General features: G+C 61.2%; 21 protein-coding genes. 17 read left to right on the top strand and 4 right to left on the bottom strand.

The window, feature by feature from the left end; translation table 11 throughout:
• Positions 1-93: 93 nt before the first annotated feature.
• The 7 genes from gshB to BMX68_RS13350 all read left to right on the top strand — a co-directional run bounded on the left by gshB (position 94) and on the right by BMX68_RS13350 (position 6,229).
• The gene (gene gshB, locus BMX68_RS13380) at positions 94-1,050 is read left to right on the top strand and encodes a glutathione synthase (protein ID WP_017130467.1); all 957 of its coding nucleotides are present in this window, start codon (positions 94-96) and stop codon (positions 1,048-1,050) included.
• Positions 1,051-1,127: 77 nt separating this feature from the next.
• On the top strand, positions 1,128-2,021 hold the full coding sequence (locus tag BMX68_RS13375; RefSeq protein WP_017130468.1) for an energy transducer TonB: 894 nt from the start codon (positions 1,128-1,130) through the stop codon (positions 2,019-2,021).
• A 330-nt stretch (positions 2,022-2,351) separates the two neighbouring features.
• Entirely contained in the window at positions 2,352-2,921 is a 570-nt protein-coding gene (locus BMX68_RS13370; RefSeq protein ID WP_017130469.1) for a YqgE/AlgH family protein, read from the top strand.
• On the top strand, positions 2,921-3,358 hold the full coding sequence (ruvX, locus tag BMX68_RS13365; protein ID WP_017130470.1) for a Holliday junction resolvase RuvX: 438 nt from the start codon (positions 2,921-2,923) through the stop codon (positions 3,356-3,358). Before BMX68_RS13370 ends, ruvX begins: the two co-directional genes overlap by 1 nt.
• A gap of 68 nt (positions 3,359-3,426) precedes the next feature.
• The gene (gene pyrR, locus BMX68_RS13360; protein ID WP_017130471.1) at positions 3,427-3,933 is read left to right on the top strand and encodes a bifunctional pyr operon transcriptional regulator/uracil phosphoribosyltransferase PyrR; all 507 of its coding nucleotides are present in this window, start codon (positions 3,427-3,429) and stop codon (positions 3,931-3,933) included.
• Between the two features lie 23 nt (positions 3,934-3,956).
• The gene (locus BMX68_RS13355; RefSeq protein WP_017130472.1) at positions 3,957-4,961 is read left to right on the top strand and encodes an aspartate carbamoyltransferase catalytic subunit; all 1,005 of its coding nucleotides are present in this window, start codon (positions 3,957-3,959) and stop codon (positions 4,959-4,961) included.
• On the top strand, positions 4,958-6,229 hold the full coding sequence (locus tag BMX68_RS13350; protein WP_017130473.1) for a dihydroorotase: 1,272 nt from the start codon (positions 4,958-4,960) through the stop codon (positions 6,227-6,229). Before BMX68_RS13355 ends, BMX68_RS13350 begins: the two co-directional genes overlap by 4 nt.
• 69 nt (positions 6,230-6,298) lie before the next feature.
• Here the strand turns inward: BMX68_RS13350 and BMX68_RS13345 are convergent, their stop codons facing one another.
• Positions 6,299-6,718 carry a TM2 domain-containing protein gene (locus BMX68_RS13345; RefSeq protein WP_017130474.1) on the bottom strand — a complete coding sequence of 140 codons (420 nt, stop codon included), beginning with the start codon at positions 6,716-6,718 and terminating at the stop codon, positions 6,299-6,301.
• A gap of 251 nt (positions 6,719-6,969) precedes the next feature.
• Between BMX68_RS13345 and BMX68_RS13340 the strand changes: the two genes are divergently transcribed.
• Complete coding sequence (locus BMX68_RS13340; RefSeq protein ID WP_060781991.1) at positions 6,970-7,626, top strand: C40 family peptidase; 657 nt, start codon at positions 6,970-6,972, stop codon at positions 7,624-7,626.
• A 64-nt stretch (positions 7,627-7,690) separates the two neighbouring features.
• Here the strand turns inward: BMX68_RS13340 and BMX68_RS13335 are convergent, their stop codons facing one another.
• A complete protein-coding gene (locus BMX68_RS13335) occupies positions 7,691-8,725 on the bottom strand; it encodes a type IV pilus twitching motility protein PilT (RefSeq protein WP_017130476.1) in 1,035 nt (344 codons plus the stop codon).
• A 56-nt stretch (positions 8,726-8,781) separates the two neighbouring features.
• Between BMX68_RS13335 and BMX68_RS13330 the strand changes: the two genes are divergently transcribed.
• The 9 genes from BMX68_RS13330 to BMX68_RS13290 all read left to right on the top strand — a co-directional run bounded on the left by BMX68_RS13330 (position 8,782) and on the right by BMX68_RS13290 (position 15,451).
• Entirely contained in the window at positions 8,782-9,468 is a 687-nt protein-coding gene (locus BMX68_RS13330; RefSeq protein WP_017130477.1) for a YggS family pyridoxal phosphate-dependent enzyme, read from the top strand.
• Between the two features lie 33 nt (positions 9,469-9,501).
• On the top strand, positions 9,502-10,320 hold the full coding sequence (gene proC / locus BMX68_RS13325) for a pyrroline-5-carboxylate reductase (protein WP_074862265.1): 819 nt from the start codon (positions 9,502-9,504) through the stop codon (positions 10,318-10,320).
• Positions 10,321-10,338: 18 nt separating this feature from the next.
• Complete coding sequence (locus tag BMX68_RS13320) at positions 10,339-10,929, top strand: YggT family protein (protein ID WP_017130478.1); 591 nt, start codon at positions 10,339-10,341, stop codon at positions 10,927-10,929.
• A 171-nt stretch (positions 10,930-11,100) separates the two neighbouring features.
• Positions 11,101-12,240: a homoserine O-succinyltransferase MetX gene (gene metX / locus BMX68_RS13315; protein ID WP_017130479.1), complete on the top strand. Its 1,140-nt coding sequence runs from the start codon at positions 11,101-11,103 to the stop codon at positions 12,238-12,240.
• Positions 12,241-12,247: 7 nt separating this feature from the next.
• Positions 12,248-12,868, top strand: a complete 621-nt coding sequence (metW, locus tag BMX68_RS13310; RefSeq protein WP_017130480.1) for a methionine biosynthesis protein MetW — start codon at positions 12,248-12,250, stop codon at positions 12,866-12,868.
• Between the two features lie 26 nt (positions 12,869-12,894).
• Positions 12,895-13,329, top strand: a complete 435-nt coding sequence (locus tag BMX68_RS13305; RefSeq protein ID WP_017130481.1) for a DUF4426 domain-containing protein — start codon at positions 12,895-12,897, stop codon at positions 13,327-13,329.
• Positions 13,326-13,922 carry an RdgB/HAM1 family non-canonical purine NTP pyrophosphatase gene (gene rdgB / locus BMX68_RS13300; RefSeq protein ID WP_017130482.1) on the top strand — a complete coding sequence of 199 codons (597 nt, stop codon included), beginning with the start codon at positions 13,326-13,328 and terminating at the stop codon, positions 13,920-13,922. The genes BMX68_RS13305 and rdgB overlap by 4 nt, the downstream gene beginning before the upstream one ends.
• Positions 13,919-15,118, top strand: a complete 1,200-nt coding sequence (hemW, locus tag BMX68_RS13295) for a radical SAM family heme chaperone HemW (protein WP_017130483.1) — start codon at positions 13,919-13,921, stop codon at positions 15,116-15,118. Before rdgB ends, hemW begins: the two co-directional genes overlap by 4 nt.
• Positions 15,119-15,127: 9 nt before the next feature.
• Positions 15,128-15,451, top strand: a complete 324-nt coding sequence (locus BMX68_RS13290; RefSeq protein ID WP_017130484.1) for a DUF3392 domain-containing protein — start codon at positions 15,128-15,130, stop codon at positions 15,449-15,451.
• Positions 15,452-15,647: 196 nt separating this feature from the next.
• Here the strand turns inward: BMX68_RS13290 and trmB are convergent, their stop codons facing one another.
• Entirely contained in the window at positions 15,648-16,373 is a 726-nt protein-coding gene (gene trmB, locus BMX68_RS13285; RefSeq protein WP_017130485.1) for a tRNA (guanosine(46)-N7)-methyltransferase TrmB, read from the bottom strand.
• A gap of 9 nt (positions 16,374-16,382) precedes the next feature.
• Complete coding sequence (locus BMX68_RS13280; RefSeq protein WP_017130486.1) at positions 16,383-17,177, bottom strand: thiazole synthase; 795 nt, start codon at positions 17,175-17,177, stop codon at positions 16,383-16,385.
• Between the last annotated feature and the right edge of the window lie 188 nt (positions 17,178-17,365).

Genomic DNA, 17,365 nt, shown 5'->3' with positions numbered 1-17,365 from the left:
CGGTTTTTCCTTGACCGCAAACAGCCGGAGCGCCACTCTGACAGCCCTTTTTCAAGCCATTGCGGCCGTCGCGGCCAACAGAGGATATAGCCCATGAGCGTTCGTCTCGGGATTGTCATGGACCCCATCGCCAGCATTTCCTATAAGAAGGACAGCTCGCTGGCCATGTTACTGGCTGCCCAGGAGCGCGGCTGGACATTGTTCTACATGGAACAGCAAGACCTTTATCAGGATGCCGGCGGCGTGGCCCGGGCGCGGATGAAACCCTTGAAGGTGTTTACCAACCCCGAGCACTGGTTTGAGCTGGAAGCCGAGACCGACGCAGCCCTGGGCGAGCTGGACGTGATCCTGATGCGCAAGGATCCGCCGTTCGACATGGAATTCGTCTACTCCACCTATCTGCTGGAACAGGCCGAGCGCGCCGGTGTACTGGTGGTGAACAAGCCCCAAAGCTTGCGCGACTGCAACGAAAAACTGTTCGCCACCCAGTTCCCGCACTGCACGCCGCCGACCCTGGTCAGCCGTCGGGCGGATGTCCTGCGCGAGTTTGCCGCCCAGCACGGCGACGTGATCCTCAAGCCGCTGGACGGCATGGGCGGCACCTCGATCTTCCGCCACAGGGTTGGCGACCCGAACCTGTCGGTGATCCTCGAGACCCTGACCGTCCTCGGCACTCAACAGATCATGGCCCAGGCCTACTTGCCAGGGATCAAGGACGGTGACAAGCGCATCCTGATGATCGATGGCGAACCGGTGCCGTATTGCCTGGCACGGATCCCGGCTGCCGGCGAAACCCGCGGCAACCTGGCCGCTGGCGGTCGTGGCGAAGCCCGCCCGTTGACCGACCGCGACCGCTGGATCGCCGCCCAGGTCGGCCCGACCTTGCGCGAAAAAGGCCTGCTATTCGTCGGCCTCGACGTGATCGGCGAGCACCTGACGGAAATCAACGTCACCAGCCCCACCTGTATTCGCGAAATCGACAATGCCTTCGGCACCAACATCGGCGGCCTGCTGATGGATGCCATCGAGCAGAAGCTCAAAAGCCGTTGATATAGAACCGCCGAGATGAAACCAACATTGCGTTATCATGCATCGGCCCTGATACGCGTGATGTTGGTTTTCTGGTCATGACACTCCCCGCCGATCTGCCCTCCGAACTCTCCCGCACCGGCGTGCGTCCAGCCGATCGGCTGGGTTTTACCTTGTTTATCGCGGCCTTGATCCACCTCGCGCTGATTCTCGGCATCGGCTTCAGCTTCGTCGAGCCCAAACAGATCAGCCGGACCCTGGAAATCACCCTGGCCACGTTCAAGAGCGAGACCCAGCCCAAAAAGGCCGACTTTATCGCCCAGGAGAACCAGCAAGGCAGCGGCACCCTGGACAAGAAGGCAATCCCCACTACCACCTCGGTCGCGCCGTTCCAGGACAACACCGTCAACCAGGTAACTCCGCCGCCGGTCAAGCAGCAAGTCGAGAAAGCCACCCCCAAGGCGGCTGTCGCCACCGTCACGCCGAAGCCGAAAAAAACCGTCACCCGCGAAGAAGCCAAGGTGCAAGCCGCGCCCAAGGCCCAGACGCCAACGTTCGACAGCTCACAACTGTCCGACGATATCGCCAGCCTGGAAGCCGAACTGGCCCAGGAACAGCAGTTGTACGCCAAGCGTCCGCGTATCCATCGCCTGAGCGCGGCTTCTACCATGCGCGACAAGGGAGCCTGGTACAAGGACGAATGGCGCAAGAAGGTCGAGCGGATCGGCAACCTCAACTACCCCGAAGAAGCGCGGCGTCAGCAGATCTACGGCAACCTGCGGCTGATGGTCTCGATCAACCATGACGGTTCGCTGTATGAGGTGCTGGTGCTGGAGTCGTCCGGGCAACCCCTGCTGGACCAGGCGGCCCAGCGCATCGTGAGGCTGGCGGCGCCCTTCGCGCCCTTTACCGGCGATCTAGCGGACATCGACCGCCTGGAAATCATCCGCACCTGGCGTTTTGCCCGAGGCGACAAGCTGTCCAGCAATTGATGCATCAGTACTGTTTGTCCGCGTGCCGGGGTACGGAATGTTGAATCACCGACATCCGTGGTTATTAGAGCGAACCCCACTTGGCGAGCGTTTGAGCAACCTAAATGCCCTCGCCACAATCGGTAATCATCCTGAGCTTGTCGGTCATGAAAAACGCCGCGATAGGTGCATTTTCCACCCATCGGGGTGTCCGGGAAAATTAAACCACCACATTCTGTTTCGGTATTTTTCACTTTGGCTGTTCTTTTCTTTTTATTATGTCCAAGGTCCCCACTGCCCCGGTGGTGAGCGGGCTTGTCAGCTCGCCCGCCCAACGCCACACTAGAGTTCATGAAAAATCTCACCCCGACTTACCTCAAGCATCACTTCCTGATCGCCATGCCGCATATGGCCGACCCGAATTTCGCGCAGACCTTGACCTATATCGTCGAGCACACCGCGAACGGTGCCATGGGCTTGGTTATCAACCGTCCACAGTCCCTGAACCTGGCCGATATTCTCGAACAGTTGCGCCCGGATATCGATCCGCCAGGACTCTGCCAGCATGTGCCGATCTACTCCGGCGGTCCGGTGCAGACCGATCGCGGTTTTGTCCTGCACCCAATCGGCAAGACCTATCAGGCCACCGTCGAACTCGAAGGCCTGGCGCTGTCGACATCCCAGGATGTGCTGTTCGCCATCGCCGACGGTATCGGCCCGCCACGCAGCCTGATCGCCCTTGGCTATGCCGGCTGGGAAGCTGGGCAACTGGAAGCCGAACTGACCGATAACGCCTGGCTGACCTGCCCGTTCTCCCCCGATATCCTTTTCGAAACCGACAGCGATGCCCGCCTGGCCGCCGCCGCCGCCCAGTTGGGCGTCAACCTCAGTCTGCTCACCAGTCAGGCGGGCCACGCCTGATGACCACTATCCGCCTATTGCTGGGCTTCGATTACGGGACCCGGCAGATCGGCGTCGCCGTCGGCCAGATGATCACCGGCCAAGCCCGCGAGCTGTGTACCCTCAAGGCGCAGAACGGCATTCCCGATTGGAGTCAGGTCGAAGCCCTTATCAAGGAGTGGCAACCCGATGCCGTGGTGGTCGGCCTGCCCTTGAACATGGACGGCACACCCAGTGAGATGTGCGCTCGTGCGGAAAAATTCGCCCGCCGGCTCAACGGTCGCTACAACGTGCCTTTTTTCACCCAGGATGAACGCTTGACCACTTTCGAGGCCAAGGGTGAGCGCCTGGCCAAGGGCGGGCAGAAAGGCACCTATCGCGATAACCCGGTGGACGCTATCGCCGCCAAGCTGTTACTGCAAAGCTGGATCGAAGAAAACCCTGCACCCCAACTCTGAAGGCGTTTGACGCCCCACCGTTTCAGCCCCCGCCGCGCTTGCCGGGCGAGGGCCTTGAAGGAGCCACCATGAGCCTGCCCAATCCCACCGAACTGATCGACCAGATGGCCATCCGTCTCAAGGCCCACCTTGAACAACGCGCCATCGATACCCCACATTATATCGGCATCCGTACCGGCGGTGTGTGGGTCGCCCAGGCGTTGCTCAAGGCGCTGGACAGCGATTCGGCGCTAGGCATCCTGGATGTCTCCTTCTACCGCGATGACTTCAGTCAGAACGGCCTGCACCCACAGGTGCGCCCCTCCGAGCTGCCGTTTGAGATCGAAGGTCAGCACCTGGTGCTGATCGACGATGTGCTGATGAGTGGAAGGACCATTCGCGCCGCCCTCAACGAACTGTTCGACTATGGTCGCCCGGCCAGCGTGACCCTTGTCTGTCTACTGGACCTGGACGCCGCCGAATTGCCGATCCGACCGAATGTAGTGGGCGCGACCCTGTCACTGGCGCCCACGGAACGGGTAAAGTTGTCCGGCCCTGCACCGTTCCAACTTGAACTTCAAGACCTGGCCCTTTAAGCACTTAAAAAGAGTCCCTAGCGATGACGCCTCCAGACGCCAAGCGCCCCCTGCAGCTCAATGATCAGGGCCAGTTGCGCCACTTCCTGTCACTTGACGGTTTACCTCGCGAGTTGCTCACCGAGATCCTCGATACCGCCGACTCCTTCCTTGAGGTCGGCGCTCGGGCGGTGAAGAAGGTCCCGCTGCTACGCGGCAAGACCGTGTGCAACGTGTTCTTCGAGAATTCCACTCGCACCCGGACCACCTTCGAACTGGCGGCCCAACGGCTGTCGGCGGACGTGATCAGCCTGAACGTGTCGACCTCGTCCGCAAGCAAGGGTGAAACCCTCCTCGACACCCTGCGCAACCTCGAGGCCATGGCCGCCGACATGTTCGTGGTGCGCCACGGCGATTCCGGCGCCGCGCACTTCATCGCCGAGCACGTCTGCCCACGGGTGGCGATCATCAACGGCGGCGATGGCCGGCACGCACACCCGACCCAGGGCATGCTCGACATGTTGACCATCCGTCGCCACAAGGGTGGCTTCGAAAACCTCTCCGTGGCCATTGTCGGCGACATCCTGCACTCGCGGGTCGCCCGCTCGAACATGCTGGCGCTGAAGACCCTGGGCTGCCCGGATATCCGCGTGATCGCGCCAAAAACCCTGCTGCCCATCGGAATCGAGCAATTCGGCGTGAAGGTTTACACCGACATGGCCGAGGGTCTGAAGGATGTCGACGTGGTGATCATGCTGCGCCTACAGCGTGAACGCATGACCGGCGGCCTGCTGCCCAGCGAAGGTGAGTTCTACCGCTTGTTCGGCCTGACCACCGCACGCCTGGCCGGCGCCAGGCCGGATACCATCGTGATGCACCCAGGTCCAATCAACCGCGGCGTGGAGATCGAGTCGGCGGTGGCCGACGGTCCGCGCTCGGTCATCCTCAATCAAGTCACCTATGGTATCGCCGTGCGCATGGCCGTGCTGTCCATGGCCATGAGCGGGCAGACCGCCCAGCGCCAATTCGAGCAGGAGAACGCCCAGTGAAGCTCAGCATTCTCAGCGCCCGCGTCATCGATCCAAGCAGCGGCCTGGATCAAGTGACCGATCTGCACCTGGAGGCCGGTAAGATCATTGCCATCGGCGCCGCCCCGGTGGGTTTCGCGGCCAGTGAAACCATCGACGCCAAGGGCCTGGTTGCCGCCCCTGGGCTGGTCGACCTCAACGTGGCCCTGCGCGAACCCGGTTACAGCCGCAAAGGCAATATCGCCAGCGAAACCCGTGCCGCCGCCGCTGGCGGTGTCACCAGCCTGTGTTGTCCACCACGCACCAAACCGGTGTTGGACACTTCGGCCGTGGCCGAACTGATCCTCGACCGTGCCCGCGAGGCCGGTAATACCAAGGTGTTCCCCATCGGTGCACTGAGCAAGGGCCTGGACGGCGAACAACTGGCGGAACTGGTTGCGCTGCGTGATGCCGGTTGCGTGGCTTTCAGTAACGGCCTGGACAGTTTTCGCAACAGTCGCACCTTGTGCAGGGCGTTGGATTATGCGGCGACCTTCGACCTGACGGTGGTGTTCCATTCCCAGGACCATGACCTGGCCGAAGGCGGCCTGGCCCACGAAGGCGCGACCGCCAGCTTCCTCGGTTTGCCGGGCATCCCGGAAACCGCCGAAACGGTGGCCCTGGCCCGCGACCTGCTGTTGGTGGAGCAAACCGGTGTACGCGCACATTTCAGCCAACTGACCAGCGCCCGTGGCGTGGCGCTGATCGCGCAGGCGCAGGCGCGGGGTCTGCGGGTTACCGCCGACGTGGCGCTGTACCAGTTGATCCTGACCGACGAAGCATTGATCGATTTCTCCAGCCTCTATCACGTGCAGCCGCCGCTGCGCACCCGCGCCGACCGCGACGGCCTGCGTGCAGCGCTGAAATCCGGGGTGATACAGGCGATTTCCAGCCATCACCAGCCGCATGAACGGGACGCCAAGCTGGCCCCTTTCGGCGCGACCGAGCCGGGTATCAGCAGCGTCGAGCTGCTACTGCCGCTGGCGTTGACCCTGGTAGAGGATGGCCTGCTGGACCTACCGACCCTGCTCGCGCGCCTGAGCGCCGGCCCGGCCGATGCCCTGCGTCTGCCGGCGGGCAAGCTGGCGGTGGGGGTAGCGGCGGACCTGGTGCTGTTCGATCCAGGCGCCTGCACCGTGGCTGGCGAGCATTGGTTGTCCCGTGGCGAGAACTGCCCGTTCATCGGCCATACGTTGCCGGGAACGGTGCGTTATACCTTGATGGATGGGCGGATCACTCACCGGGCGTGACACTGTCGCGTGGCTATCACCACAACCGTGGCGAGTGGCGTTCCGACCCGCTCGCCACCCGTGTGCGTTTCAGACTCGCCCGCTGTTCTTCAGCGATATCTGGTCATTCAACGTCCAGAAGTCATACAGCACGCCCAACCCCAGCAGCCCACCCGTCACCAGGTAAAGCAGCCCGGTCAACCATTTGCCCTGGTACATCCGATGGACACCCAGGATGCCGAGGAATGTCAACAGCAGCCAGGCGACGTTATAGCTGAGTGGCCCGGTGGTAAATCGCAGATCAGCATCACGATCCATGCCCGGAATCAGGAACACATCGATCAGCCAACCGATTCCCAAAAGCCCCAGGGTACAAAACCAGATCGTGCCAGTGATCGGCTTACCGTAATAAAAGCGGTGAGAACCGGTAAAGCCGAAAATCCACAGCAAATACCCGAGTAGAACATTGTGGGTACCTACCGTCGCTCCATCCTGCCGATAGCTATTCATAAATGACCTCCTTGAGCTCGATAGATAAATTTTTCGTCATTTCGTGTGACTTTTTTACTGCCTCAAAACGTGTAACAGACTCTTACTGAAAATCGCTGAAAGCCTTGTGGAGCCTGAGCTGCACGTGACTCATGGGTCGGCTTTTGCGGTCTCGAAGCAGTTTTGACCGCTGTATAGAATCGACAAACGGCCTCAGAAATGACCTAAAAGCTGTTATAAAGTTGCGCGCTATCCTATACGAGCCTTGCTTAATGCGATCATTTTTCAAGACATGGCTGACCCTTTGCCTTTTGATGCCATTGGCCGCTCAGGCCACTAATCGTGAACAACGTCTTCCATCCATCAACGGTCATACTGCAAAGTCACCTGCAACCGTTGCCAAATTATCCGAGATCAGCGCGCCAATCAGCAGGCAGCCTGGCAAGCGCAACAACTCGCTCAAAGTGCGCCACAGCGTGCTCACCACGGCTGTCGCCGCAGCACCGAACGCCGAGCAGAGCAGTACCGTGCTGAGCCGTGCGGTGAATGTGCTGGGCACGCCTTATCGCTGGGGCGGCAGCAGTCCGAGCAAGGGCTTCGATTGCAGCGGGCTGGTCAAGTATGCCTTCAACGGCGTGGCCGCCGCAGATCTGCCGCGCACCTCCAACGCCATGGCTACCGGCCATGGGCTGAAAGTCGATCGCAAGGACCTGAAGCCGGGCGACCTGCTGTTCTTCAACATCAAGAGCCGCAAAGTCAACCACGTCGCCATCTACCTGGGCAACGACCGATTCATCCATGCGCCGCGCCGGGGCAAGGCCGTGACTATCGACACGCTGAAGAAACCCTACTGGGACAGCCACTACACGATCGCCAAACGAGTGATCCCGAAAGAACAGAACAACCACCTGCGGGTTGTCCAGCGCTGATCGTATCGGTTTGGCGAGCGGGCAGTCTTCGTCAGGCCTGGTGTGGTGCTTCAGAAACACCGCACTAGAAATTGTCCGGAATCTTCGCCTTCTCGCGTGCGTTATCGCGAGTGATCAACCCTTTGGTCAGCAGATCCTTGAGGCACATGTCGAGAGTCTGCATGCCGAGGGATCCGCCGGTCTGGATCGAGGAATACATCTGCGCCACCTTATCCTCGCGAATCAGGTTACGGATCGCCGGGGTGCCAAGCATGATTTCATGGGCCGCGACCCGCCCACCGCCGACTTTTTTCAGCAGACTCTGAGAAATCACCGCTTGCAGGGATTCGGAAAGCATCGAACGGACCATGGATTTCTCCTCCGCCGGGAACACGTCGACCACCCGGTCGATGGTCTTCGCCGCGGAGGTAGTGTGCAGCGTACCGAACACCAAATGGCCGGTTTCGGCGGCGGTCAGCGCTAAGCGAATGGTTTCCAGGTCGCGCATCTCGCCCACCAAAATCACATCCGGATCTTCCCGCAGGGCCGAGCGCAGGGCAGCGGAGAAACTCTGGGTGTCGCGGTGCACTTCACGCTGGTTGACCAGGCACTTCTTCGACTCGTGAACGAATTCAATCGGGTCTTCGATGGTCAGGATATGGTGATGCTTGTTGTTGTTCAGGTGGTCGATCATCGCCGCCAGGGTGGTCGACTTGCCCGAACCGGTAGGCCCGGTCACCAGTACCAGACCACGGGGGACCTCGGTAATTTTGCGAAACACCTCACCCATGCCCAAGTCGCTCATGGTCAGGACTCTCGTCGGGATGGTGCGAAATACCGCGCCCGCACCACGGTTCTGATTGAAAGCGTTGACCCGAAAACGCGCCACACCCGGCACCTCGAAGGAAAAATCGGTTTCCAGGAACTCCTCGAAGTCCTTGCGCTGGCGGTCATTCATGATGTCGTAGATCAGGTCGTGGACCTGTTTGTGGTCCAGTGCCGGCAGGTTGATCCGGCGCACGTCGCCATCGACCCGGATCATCGGCGGCAGCCCGGCCGAGAGGTGCAAGTCCGACGCTCCCTGTTTGGCGCTAAAAGCTAGCAGCTCGGTGATATCCATGAGACTCCCCAATACAGGTAGAATGCCGCAGACTTTTGACCTGCTGGCGAAATTCAATGACCACGATAGCAGACAACCTTACTTGCGTTGCAGCCCGTATCAGCGCTGCTGCTCAAGCCTGTGGCCGTAACGCCGCCGACATTCGCCTGCTCGCCGTGAGCAAGACCAAGCCCGCCGGCGCCGTGCGCGAAGCCCATGCCGCGGGCCTGCGCGATTTCGGCGAGAACTATCTGCAGGAAGCCCTCGGCAAACAGGCCGAATTGACCGATCTGCCCTTGTGTTGGCACTTTATCGGCCCCATTCAATCGAACAAGACTCGCGCCATCGCCGAGCATTTCGACTGGGTACACTCCGTGGATCGCCTGAAAATCGCGCAGCGCCTGTCCGAACAGCGCCCGGCCAACCTGCCACCGTTGAATATCTGCATTCAGCTCAATGTCAGCGGCGAAGCCAGCAAATCCGGCTGCACGCCAGCGGACTTACCGGCCCTGGCCACCGCCATCGGCGCCTTGCCGAACCTGGTGCTGCGTGGACTGATGGCGATTCCCGAGCCCACCGAGGAGCGCGCAGCCCAAGACGCCGCGTTCGCCACGGTGCGGACGTTGCAGGACAGCCTCCACCTGCCGCTCGACACACTTTCCATGGGTATGAGCCATGATCTTGAGTCGGCCATTACCCAGGGTGCCACTTGGGTGCGGATCGGTACCGCGCTGTTTGGTGCCCGCGACTACGGCCAGGGCTGAAATGGCCTTACACACTCGTTCAAAGGATCCGTCATGAGCAATAATCGAATCACCTTCATCGGTGCTGGCAACATGGCTGCCAGCCTGATTGGCGGCCTGCGGGCCGAAGGTCTGGACGCCGCGCTGATTCGCGCCAGCGATCCGGGCGCCGAGGCCCGCGCACGGGTCCAGGCCGAGCACGGCATCGAAGTGTTCGCCGACAACGCCGAAGCCATCGAAGGCGCTGACGTGGTAGTGCTGGCGGTCAAGCCACAGGCCATGAAAGCCGTGTGCGAAGCCTTGCGCCCGAACCTGAAACCTCAACAACTGGTGGTGTCCATTGCCGCCGGCATCACCTGCGCGAGCATGAACAACTGGCTCGGCGCCCAGCCGATCGTGCGCTGCATGCCCAACACCCCAGCACTGCTGCGCCAGGGCGTGAGCGGCCTGTTCGCCACCGGGCAAGTATCCGCCGAGCAACGCCAGCAGGCACAGACCTTGCTCGGCGCCGTCGGCACCGCCCTGTGGTTGGACGAAGAACAGCAACTGGATGCGGTCACGGCAGTATCCGGTAGCGGCCCGGCGTATTTTTTCCTGCTGATCGAGGCCATGAGCGCCGCCGGCGAGAAACTCGGCCTATCGCGTGAAGTCGCCGTCCAACTGAGCCAGCAGACCGCCCTCGGTGCGGCTCACATGGCCGTCGCCAGCGACGTCGACGCAGGCGAGCTGCGCCGTCGGGTGACCTCGCCAGCCGGCACCACCGAAGCCGCGATCAAGACATTCCAGGCCGGTGGCTTCGAAGCCCTGGTAGAACAGGCGCTCGGCGCCGCCGCCCGGCGTTCGGCTGAAATGGCCGAGCAACTCGGTCAGTAATCCTCGAGGAAACACTTAATGTTTGCACTCAATAGCGCTGCTATTTTTGTCATCCAGACCCTGGGCAGCCTCTATCTGTTGGTGGTTCTGCTGCGTTTCATCCTGCAACTGGTGCGCGCGAACTTCTACAACCCGCTCTGCCAGTTCACCGTCAAAGCCACCCAACCGCTGCTCAAGCCGCTGCGCCGGGTCATTCCGAGCCTGTTCGGCCTGGACATGTCCTCGCTGGTGCTGGCGATCATCGTCCAGATGCTGCTGATGGCGGTGATCCTGCTGTTGAGCTACGGCGTGACCGGCCATATCGGTCTCCTGTTGATCTGGGCGATCATCGGCGTCACTTCGCTGTTCCTCAAGGTGTTCTTCTTCGCCATGATCATCAGCGTCATCCTCTCCTGGGTGGCCCCGAACAGCCACAGTCCCGCCGCTGAGCTGGTGTTCCAAATCAGCGAGCCGGCCCTGGCACCGTTTCGCAAGATCGTGCCAAACCTGGGCGGACTGGATATCTCGCCGATCCTCGCGTTCCTGGTCATCCAGCTGCTGCAGAGCTACGTGATTCCCCCATTGGCGGTGATGAGCGGCATGCCGGAAGTATTGTTTCGGCTGATCTGATCGGGCGCCCAAGTGTGGCGCTTATTGTCGGAGCGGAGCTTGTCGGATCGCCGCACAAGCTCTGCGCCACAAGCCCCTGTTTGGCGCCTAATAACCTCCAGTCCGACCTTTGCTTGCCGCTGACTCCCCCGCTCATTAGACTTACGCCTCATTTAAGCGCGAGCAGGGTTGATGTCCACTGTCTTTCCCCACGATTCCGTCGGGCTGGTCGTGCCGAAAACGGCGCATTTCAGCGAATCCCTGGCCCTGGCCTGCGGTCGCTCCCTGCCCGCCTACGACCTGATCTACGAAACCTACGGCAGCCTCAATGCCACGGCGAGCAACGCCGTACTGATCTGCCATGCCCTGTCCGGCCATCATCACGCAGCGGGCTATCACAGCGCCGACGAGCGCAAACCCGGCTGGTGGGATAGCTGCATCGGCCCCGGCAAGCCCATCGACACCCACAAGTTCTTTGTCGTCAGCCTCAACAATCTCGGCGGCTGCAACGGTTCCACCGGCCCAAGCAGCATCAACCCCGAGACCGGCAAACCGTTCGGCGCCGACTTCCCGGTGCTGACCGTGGAAGACTGGGTCCACAGCCAGGCCCGTCTCGCCGATCGCCTGGGCATCGGCTCATGGGCCGCGGTGATCGGCGGCAGCCTGGGGGGCATGCAGGCCCTGCAATGGACCATCACCTACCCGGATCGCGTGCGCCATTGTCTGGCTATCGCCTCGGCACCGAAATTGTCGGCACAGAATATCGCCTTCAACGAAGTGGCACGCCAGGCGATCCTCACCGACCCAGAGTTCCATGGGGGTTCCTTCCAGGAGCGTGGGGTGATTCCCAAGCGCGGCCTGATGCTGGCGCGGATGGTCGGGCACATTACTTACCTGTCCGACGACTCCATGGGCGAGAAATTCGGTCGCGGGCTCAAGAGCGAGAAGCTCAACTACGACTTCCATAGCGTCGAATTCCAGGTCGAAAGCTATCTGCGCTATCAGGGTGAAGAGTTTTCCGGGCGCTTCGACGCCAACACCTACCTACTGATGACCAAGGCCCTGGATTACTTCGATCCGGCGGCGAACTTCGACGACGACCTGGCCAAGACCTTCGCCAACGCCCGCGCCAAGTTCTGCGTGATGTCCTTCACCACCGACTGGCGCTTTTCCCCGGCCCGTTCGCGGGAACTGGTCGACGCGCTGATGGCGGCCCGCAAGGACGTCTGTTACCTGGAAATCGACGCCCCGCAAGGCCACGACGCCTTCCTGATTCCGATCCCGCGTTATCTGCAGGCATTCGCTAACTACATGAACCGAGTTGAAGTGTGAGAACGCCATGAGAGCCGACCTGGAAATCATCCAAGAGTGGATCCCCGCCGGCAGCCGCGTGCTCGACCTCGGGTGTGGCAACGGCGAACTGCTGACCTGGCTGCGCGACAACAAGCAAGTCACCGGTTACGGCCTGGAAAACGACCCCGACAACATTGCCGAGTGCGTGGCCAACGGCATTAACGTCATCGAGCAGGATCTGGACAAAGGTCTGGGCAATTTCGCCAGCAACAGCTTCGACATCGTGGTCATGACCCAAGCCTTGCAGGCCGTGCATTACCCGGACAAGATCCTCGACGAAATGCTTCGGGTCGGACGCCAGTGCATTATCACCTTCCCCAACTTCGGTCATTGGCGCTGCCGCTGGTACCTGGCGAGCAAGGGACGGATGCCGGTTTCGGAATTCCTGCCGTACACTTGGTATAACACGCCGAATATCCACTTTTGCACGTTCGAGGACTTTGAAGAGCTGTGTCGCGAACGTGCCGCCAAGGTCATTGATCGGTTGGCGGTGGATCAACAGCACCGCCACGGGTGGGCAAGCAAGCTATGGCCTAATCTATTAGGTGAGATTGGCATCTACCGCGTCAGCAGCCCCAGCAGGCTGGAACACAAGATCGCGGTATGAATCACCTGACTTCAAGGAGCATGATCATGAGTCGTCTAGCGATTTTCCTGCTGACTGCCTGCCTGGGCGTCTCGGCCATGGCCGCGGACATCATCAAGGGCGAGCGCCGGGAAGTGTTCGGTGACATCGCCGTACACTACAACACCTTCAATTCCACCTACCTGCAGCCGGATATTGCCAAGGCGGCGAAGTTGCTGCGCGGCAAGCAGATGGGCGTGATCAATATTTCGGTGCTCAAGGGCAACAAGCCCGTGGTCGCTCAGGTCAGCGGCACCATCAAGGACTTGACCAGCGCCAGCCTGCCGCTGACCTTCAAACAGATCACCGAGCAGGGCGCGGTCTACTATATCGCCCAGTACCCGGTTCCCCAGCAGGAAACCCGGACCTTCGAAATCAGCGTCACCACCGGCGGCCAACCGCATAAATTCAGCTTCAACCAAGAGCTCTTCCCTGGCGAATGATGAACTTCACTCAACTGGTACTGGCCAGCCACAACGCTGGCAAACTCAAAGAACTCCAGGCCATGCTCGGTGATTCGGTGCAACTGCGCTCGATCGGCGAGTTCAGCAGTGTCGAGCCGGAAGAAACCGGTCTGTCGTTTGTCGAGAACGCCATCCTCAAGGCCCGCAATGCCGCACGTATATGCGGTTTGCCGGCGCTGGCCGACGATTCTGGCCTGGCGGTGGACTTCCTCGGCGGTGCGCCAGGGATCTACTCGGCCCGTTATGCCGACGGTCAGGGCGACGCGGCGAACAATGCCAAGCTGCTGGAGGCCCTCAGGGATGTCCCGCAGGCCGAGCGTGGCGCCCAGTTCGTCTGCGTCCTGGCGCTGGTGCGACACGCCGACGACCCACTGCCGATTCTCTGTGAAGGCCTGTGGCACGGCCGTATTCTGACTGCCGCGCGCGGTGAACGGGGCTTTGGCTATGACCCGCTGTTCTGGGTACCGGAGCGCGACTGCTCCAGCGCCGAGCTGAACCCCGTGGAAAAGAACCAACTCAGTCACCGCGCCCGCGCCATGGTCCTGCTGCGCCAACGCCTGGGCCTGCAATGACTCGGACCTCCTCGCTACCGCTGATCCATGGCGGTGCGCAACCTCCTCGGGCGCCCCTGGCGCAACTGCCGCCCTTGGCGCTGTACATCCATATCCCCTGGTGCGTGCGCAAATGCCCGTATTGCGACTTCAACTCCCACGCCGCCAGCCCGGTATTGCCGGAGCAAGCGTATGTCGACGCGCTGCTGGCCGACCTCGACCAGAATCTGTTGGCCGTCCATGGCCGTGAACTGAGTTCGATCTTCTTCGGCGGCGGCACGCCGAGCCTGTTCAGCGCCCAGGCACTGGGGCGCTTGCTCAAGGGTGTCGAGGCGCGCATCCCGTTCGCCAGCGATATCGAAATCACCCTGGAAGCCAATCCGGGAACCTTCGAGCAGGAGAAATTCGTCGCCTACCGGCAGTTGGGGATCAATCGCCTGTCGATTGGTATCCAGAGCTTCCAGGCAGCAAAACTCAAGGCTCTGGGTCGCATCCACACCGGCGACGAAGCCATGCGAGCGGCGGACATGGCGCGCCGGGCCGGCTTTGACAACTTCAACCTGGACCTGATGCACGGCTTGCCCGACCAGTCCCTGGAAGACGCCCTCGGCGACCTGCGCCAGGCCATCGCGCTGAAGCCGACGCACCTGTCCTGGTACCAGTTGACCCTGGAGCCCAACACCGTGTTCTGGAACCAGCCGCCGACGCTGCCGGAGGACGACACCCTGTGGGATATCCAGGAAGCTGGGCAGGCCCTGCTGGCCGAACACGGCTATACCCAATACGAGGTCTCGGCCTATGCCCAGTCGGGGCGTGCGGCGCGGCACAATCTCAATTACTGGCGCTTCGGCGACTTCATCGGCATCGGTGCCGGAGCCCACGGCAAACTCAGCCACCCGGACGGGCGCATCGTTCGCACCTGGAAAACCCGCCTGCCCAAGGACTACCTGAACCCGGCCAAAAGTTTCCAGGCTGGGGAGAAAGCCCTGAGTAACGACGAGTTGCCGTTCGAGTTCCTGATGAATGCCCTGCGGCTGACCGAGGGCGTCGATGCGATCTTGTTTGCGCAACGCACCGGACTGAGTCTCGACCGTTTGCACGAAGGGCGGGCCGAAGCAGAACAAAACGGCCTGTTGCAGGTCGAACCCACACGCCTGGCGGCGACCGCCCGTGGCCAGCTATTTCTCAACGACCTGCTGCAATACTTCTTGACCTAAGGAAACCCCATGGACCTGCTACTCGACCTGCTCGCCACGGTGTCACGCTGGAGCCGCAGCAACCTGTCGGAAATTGCCCTGGCGTTGGTGGGCTGCCTGCTGGTGCTGTTTGGCGCCGATATCAAGGGTTGGATCGATCAACGCCTGGGCAGCATCGCCGGCGCCCTGCGTGTACCGCTGCTGGCGCTGTTGTGCATGATCGGCAGCGGCGCGGCGCTGATCTACGCCACGCCCTGGGTGGTGCGAGGCCTGAGCCAGTTCAACAACTACAGCCTGGCACCGGTGTTGTTGGTGGTTCTGGTGTTGATCGGGGTGGTGGCGGATCGGCGCTAGGCGTTGTAGGAAATGTGTTTGCGCTCGCTCATGCGGCGTTGAAAACCGGATCGCCTTGCCTGGCCTTCGCTCGAAAACATTTCGTACAGCCCCTAACGGGCAAAAAGTTAAAGCCTGGTCACCGTAGGAATCGGCTTATCGGCTCCTACAGAGTCGCGATCTGGGTAGGCACTCGGTCCAAACCCAGTTCAGCACCTCAGCTCAGCTTCTCGAACTTCAAATCCCACACCCCATGCCCCAAACGCTCGCCACGACGTTCGAACTTGGTGATCGGACGCTCGGCCGGACGCGGTACGTATTGGCCATCTGCGGCCAGGTTGCGATAGCCCGGCGCGACATTCATCACTTCCAGCATGTATTCGGCATACGGCTCCCAGTCGGTGGCCATGTGCAGAATCCCGCCGACCTTCAACTTGCTGCGCACCAGCTCGGCAAAGGACGCCTGGACGATGCGCCGCTTGTGATGACGACTCTTGTGCCAAGGGTCCGGGAAAAACAGCATCAGCCGATCCAGGCTGTTGTCCGCCACGCAGCGGTTGAGCACTTCGATCGCATCGCAGTCGTAGACTCGCAGGTTTTTCAGGCCCTGGGTCAATACGCCATTGAGCAACGCACCGACACCCGGACGGTGCACTTCAACGCCGATAAAGTCCTGCTCCGGTGCCGCCGCCGCCATCTCCAACAGGGAATGGCCCATGCCGAAGCCGATTTCCAGCGAGCGTGGCGCCGAGCGACCAAACACCTGGTCAAAATCTACCGGTGCCTCGGCCAGCGGCAGGACGAACAGCGGCGTGCCCTGCTCCAGCCCTTTCTGCTGACCTTCGGTCATGCGTCCGGCGCGCATCACGAAACTCTTGATGCGGCGGTGCTGGCGCTCTTCGCCTTCTTCCGTCTGGATTGGCGTGTCGTTCGATTCAGTCATCAATGGCTCTTACTTGATCAGACCATCCAGCGGCGAGGAGGCGCTGGCATAAAGTTTTTTCGGCATGCGACCGGCGAGGTAGGCCAGGCGACCGGCAACGATGGCATGTTTCATCGCCTCGGCCATCAGGATCGGTTGCTGGGCATGGGCGATGGCCGAGTTCATCAGCACCGCTTCGCAGCCCAACTCCATGGCAATGGTGGCGTCGGAGGCGGTGCCGACACCGGCATCCACCAGTACGGGAATCTTGGCTTCTTCCAGGATGATTTGCAGGTTGTACGGGTTACAGATCCCCAGGCCGGTGCCGATCAAGCCCGCCAGCGGCATGACCGCAATGCAGCCGATTTCCGCCAGTTGACGAGCGATGATCGGGTCGTCGCTGGTGTAGACCATCACATCGAAGCCTTCCCTGACCAGCACTTCGGCGGCCTTGAGGGTTTCGATCACGTTGGGAAACAGGGTCTTCTGGTCGGCCAGGACTTCCAGCTTCACCAGGTTGTGACCGTCCAACAGCTCACGGGCCAGACGGCAGGTACGCACGGCCTCGATGGCGTCATAACAACCGGCAGTGTTCGGCAAGATGGTGTAGCGATCCGGCGGCAGGACATCCAGCAGGTTCGGTTCACCGGGGTTCTGGCCCAGGTTGGTGCGGCGCACGGCCACCGTAACGATCTCGGCACCCGAGGCCTCGATGGCCAGCCGGGTTTCTTCCATATCGCGGTATTTGCCGGTACCGACCAACAGGCGGGACTGGAAGGTACGACCGGCCAGCACGAAGGGCTTGTCGCTGCGAACAGTGCTCATTCGGGAATCCTCTTGAAGGGTTGAGGGTTTGCAGAGTGGGTCAGGGACAACTAGTGGCCTGTGTGGTGAGTTCTATGAGTCCATTTCGGCGCCCTAAATCCCTGGCTTGCGTTGCTGTTCCTCGCCATAGCCCGGCTATGACTCGTCACAGCGCCTTGGCCATGGACTTATGGCATCCGAACTTGAGC

This window comes from Pseudomonas agarici, assembly GCF_900109755.1.
GTDB classification, from domain to species: Bacteria; Pseudomonadota; Gammaproteobacteria; order Pseudomonadales; family Pseudomonadaceae; genus Aquipseudomonas; species Aquipseudomonas agarici.
Note: the sequence above shows the minus strand (reverse complement) of the source record. Positions and strands in the feature narration are given on the sequence as shown.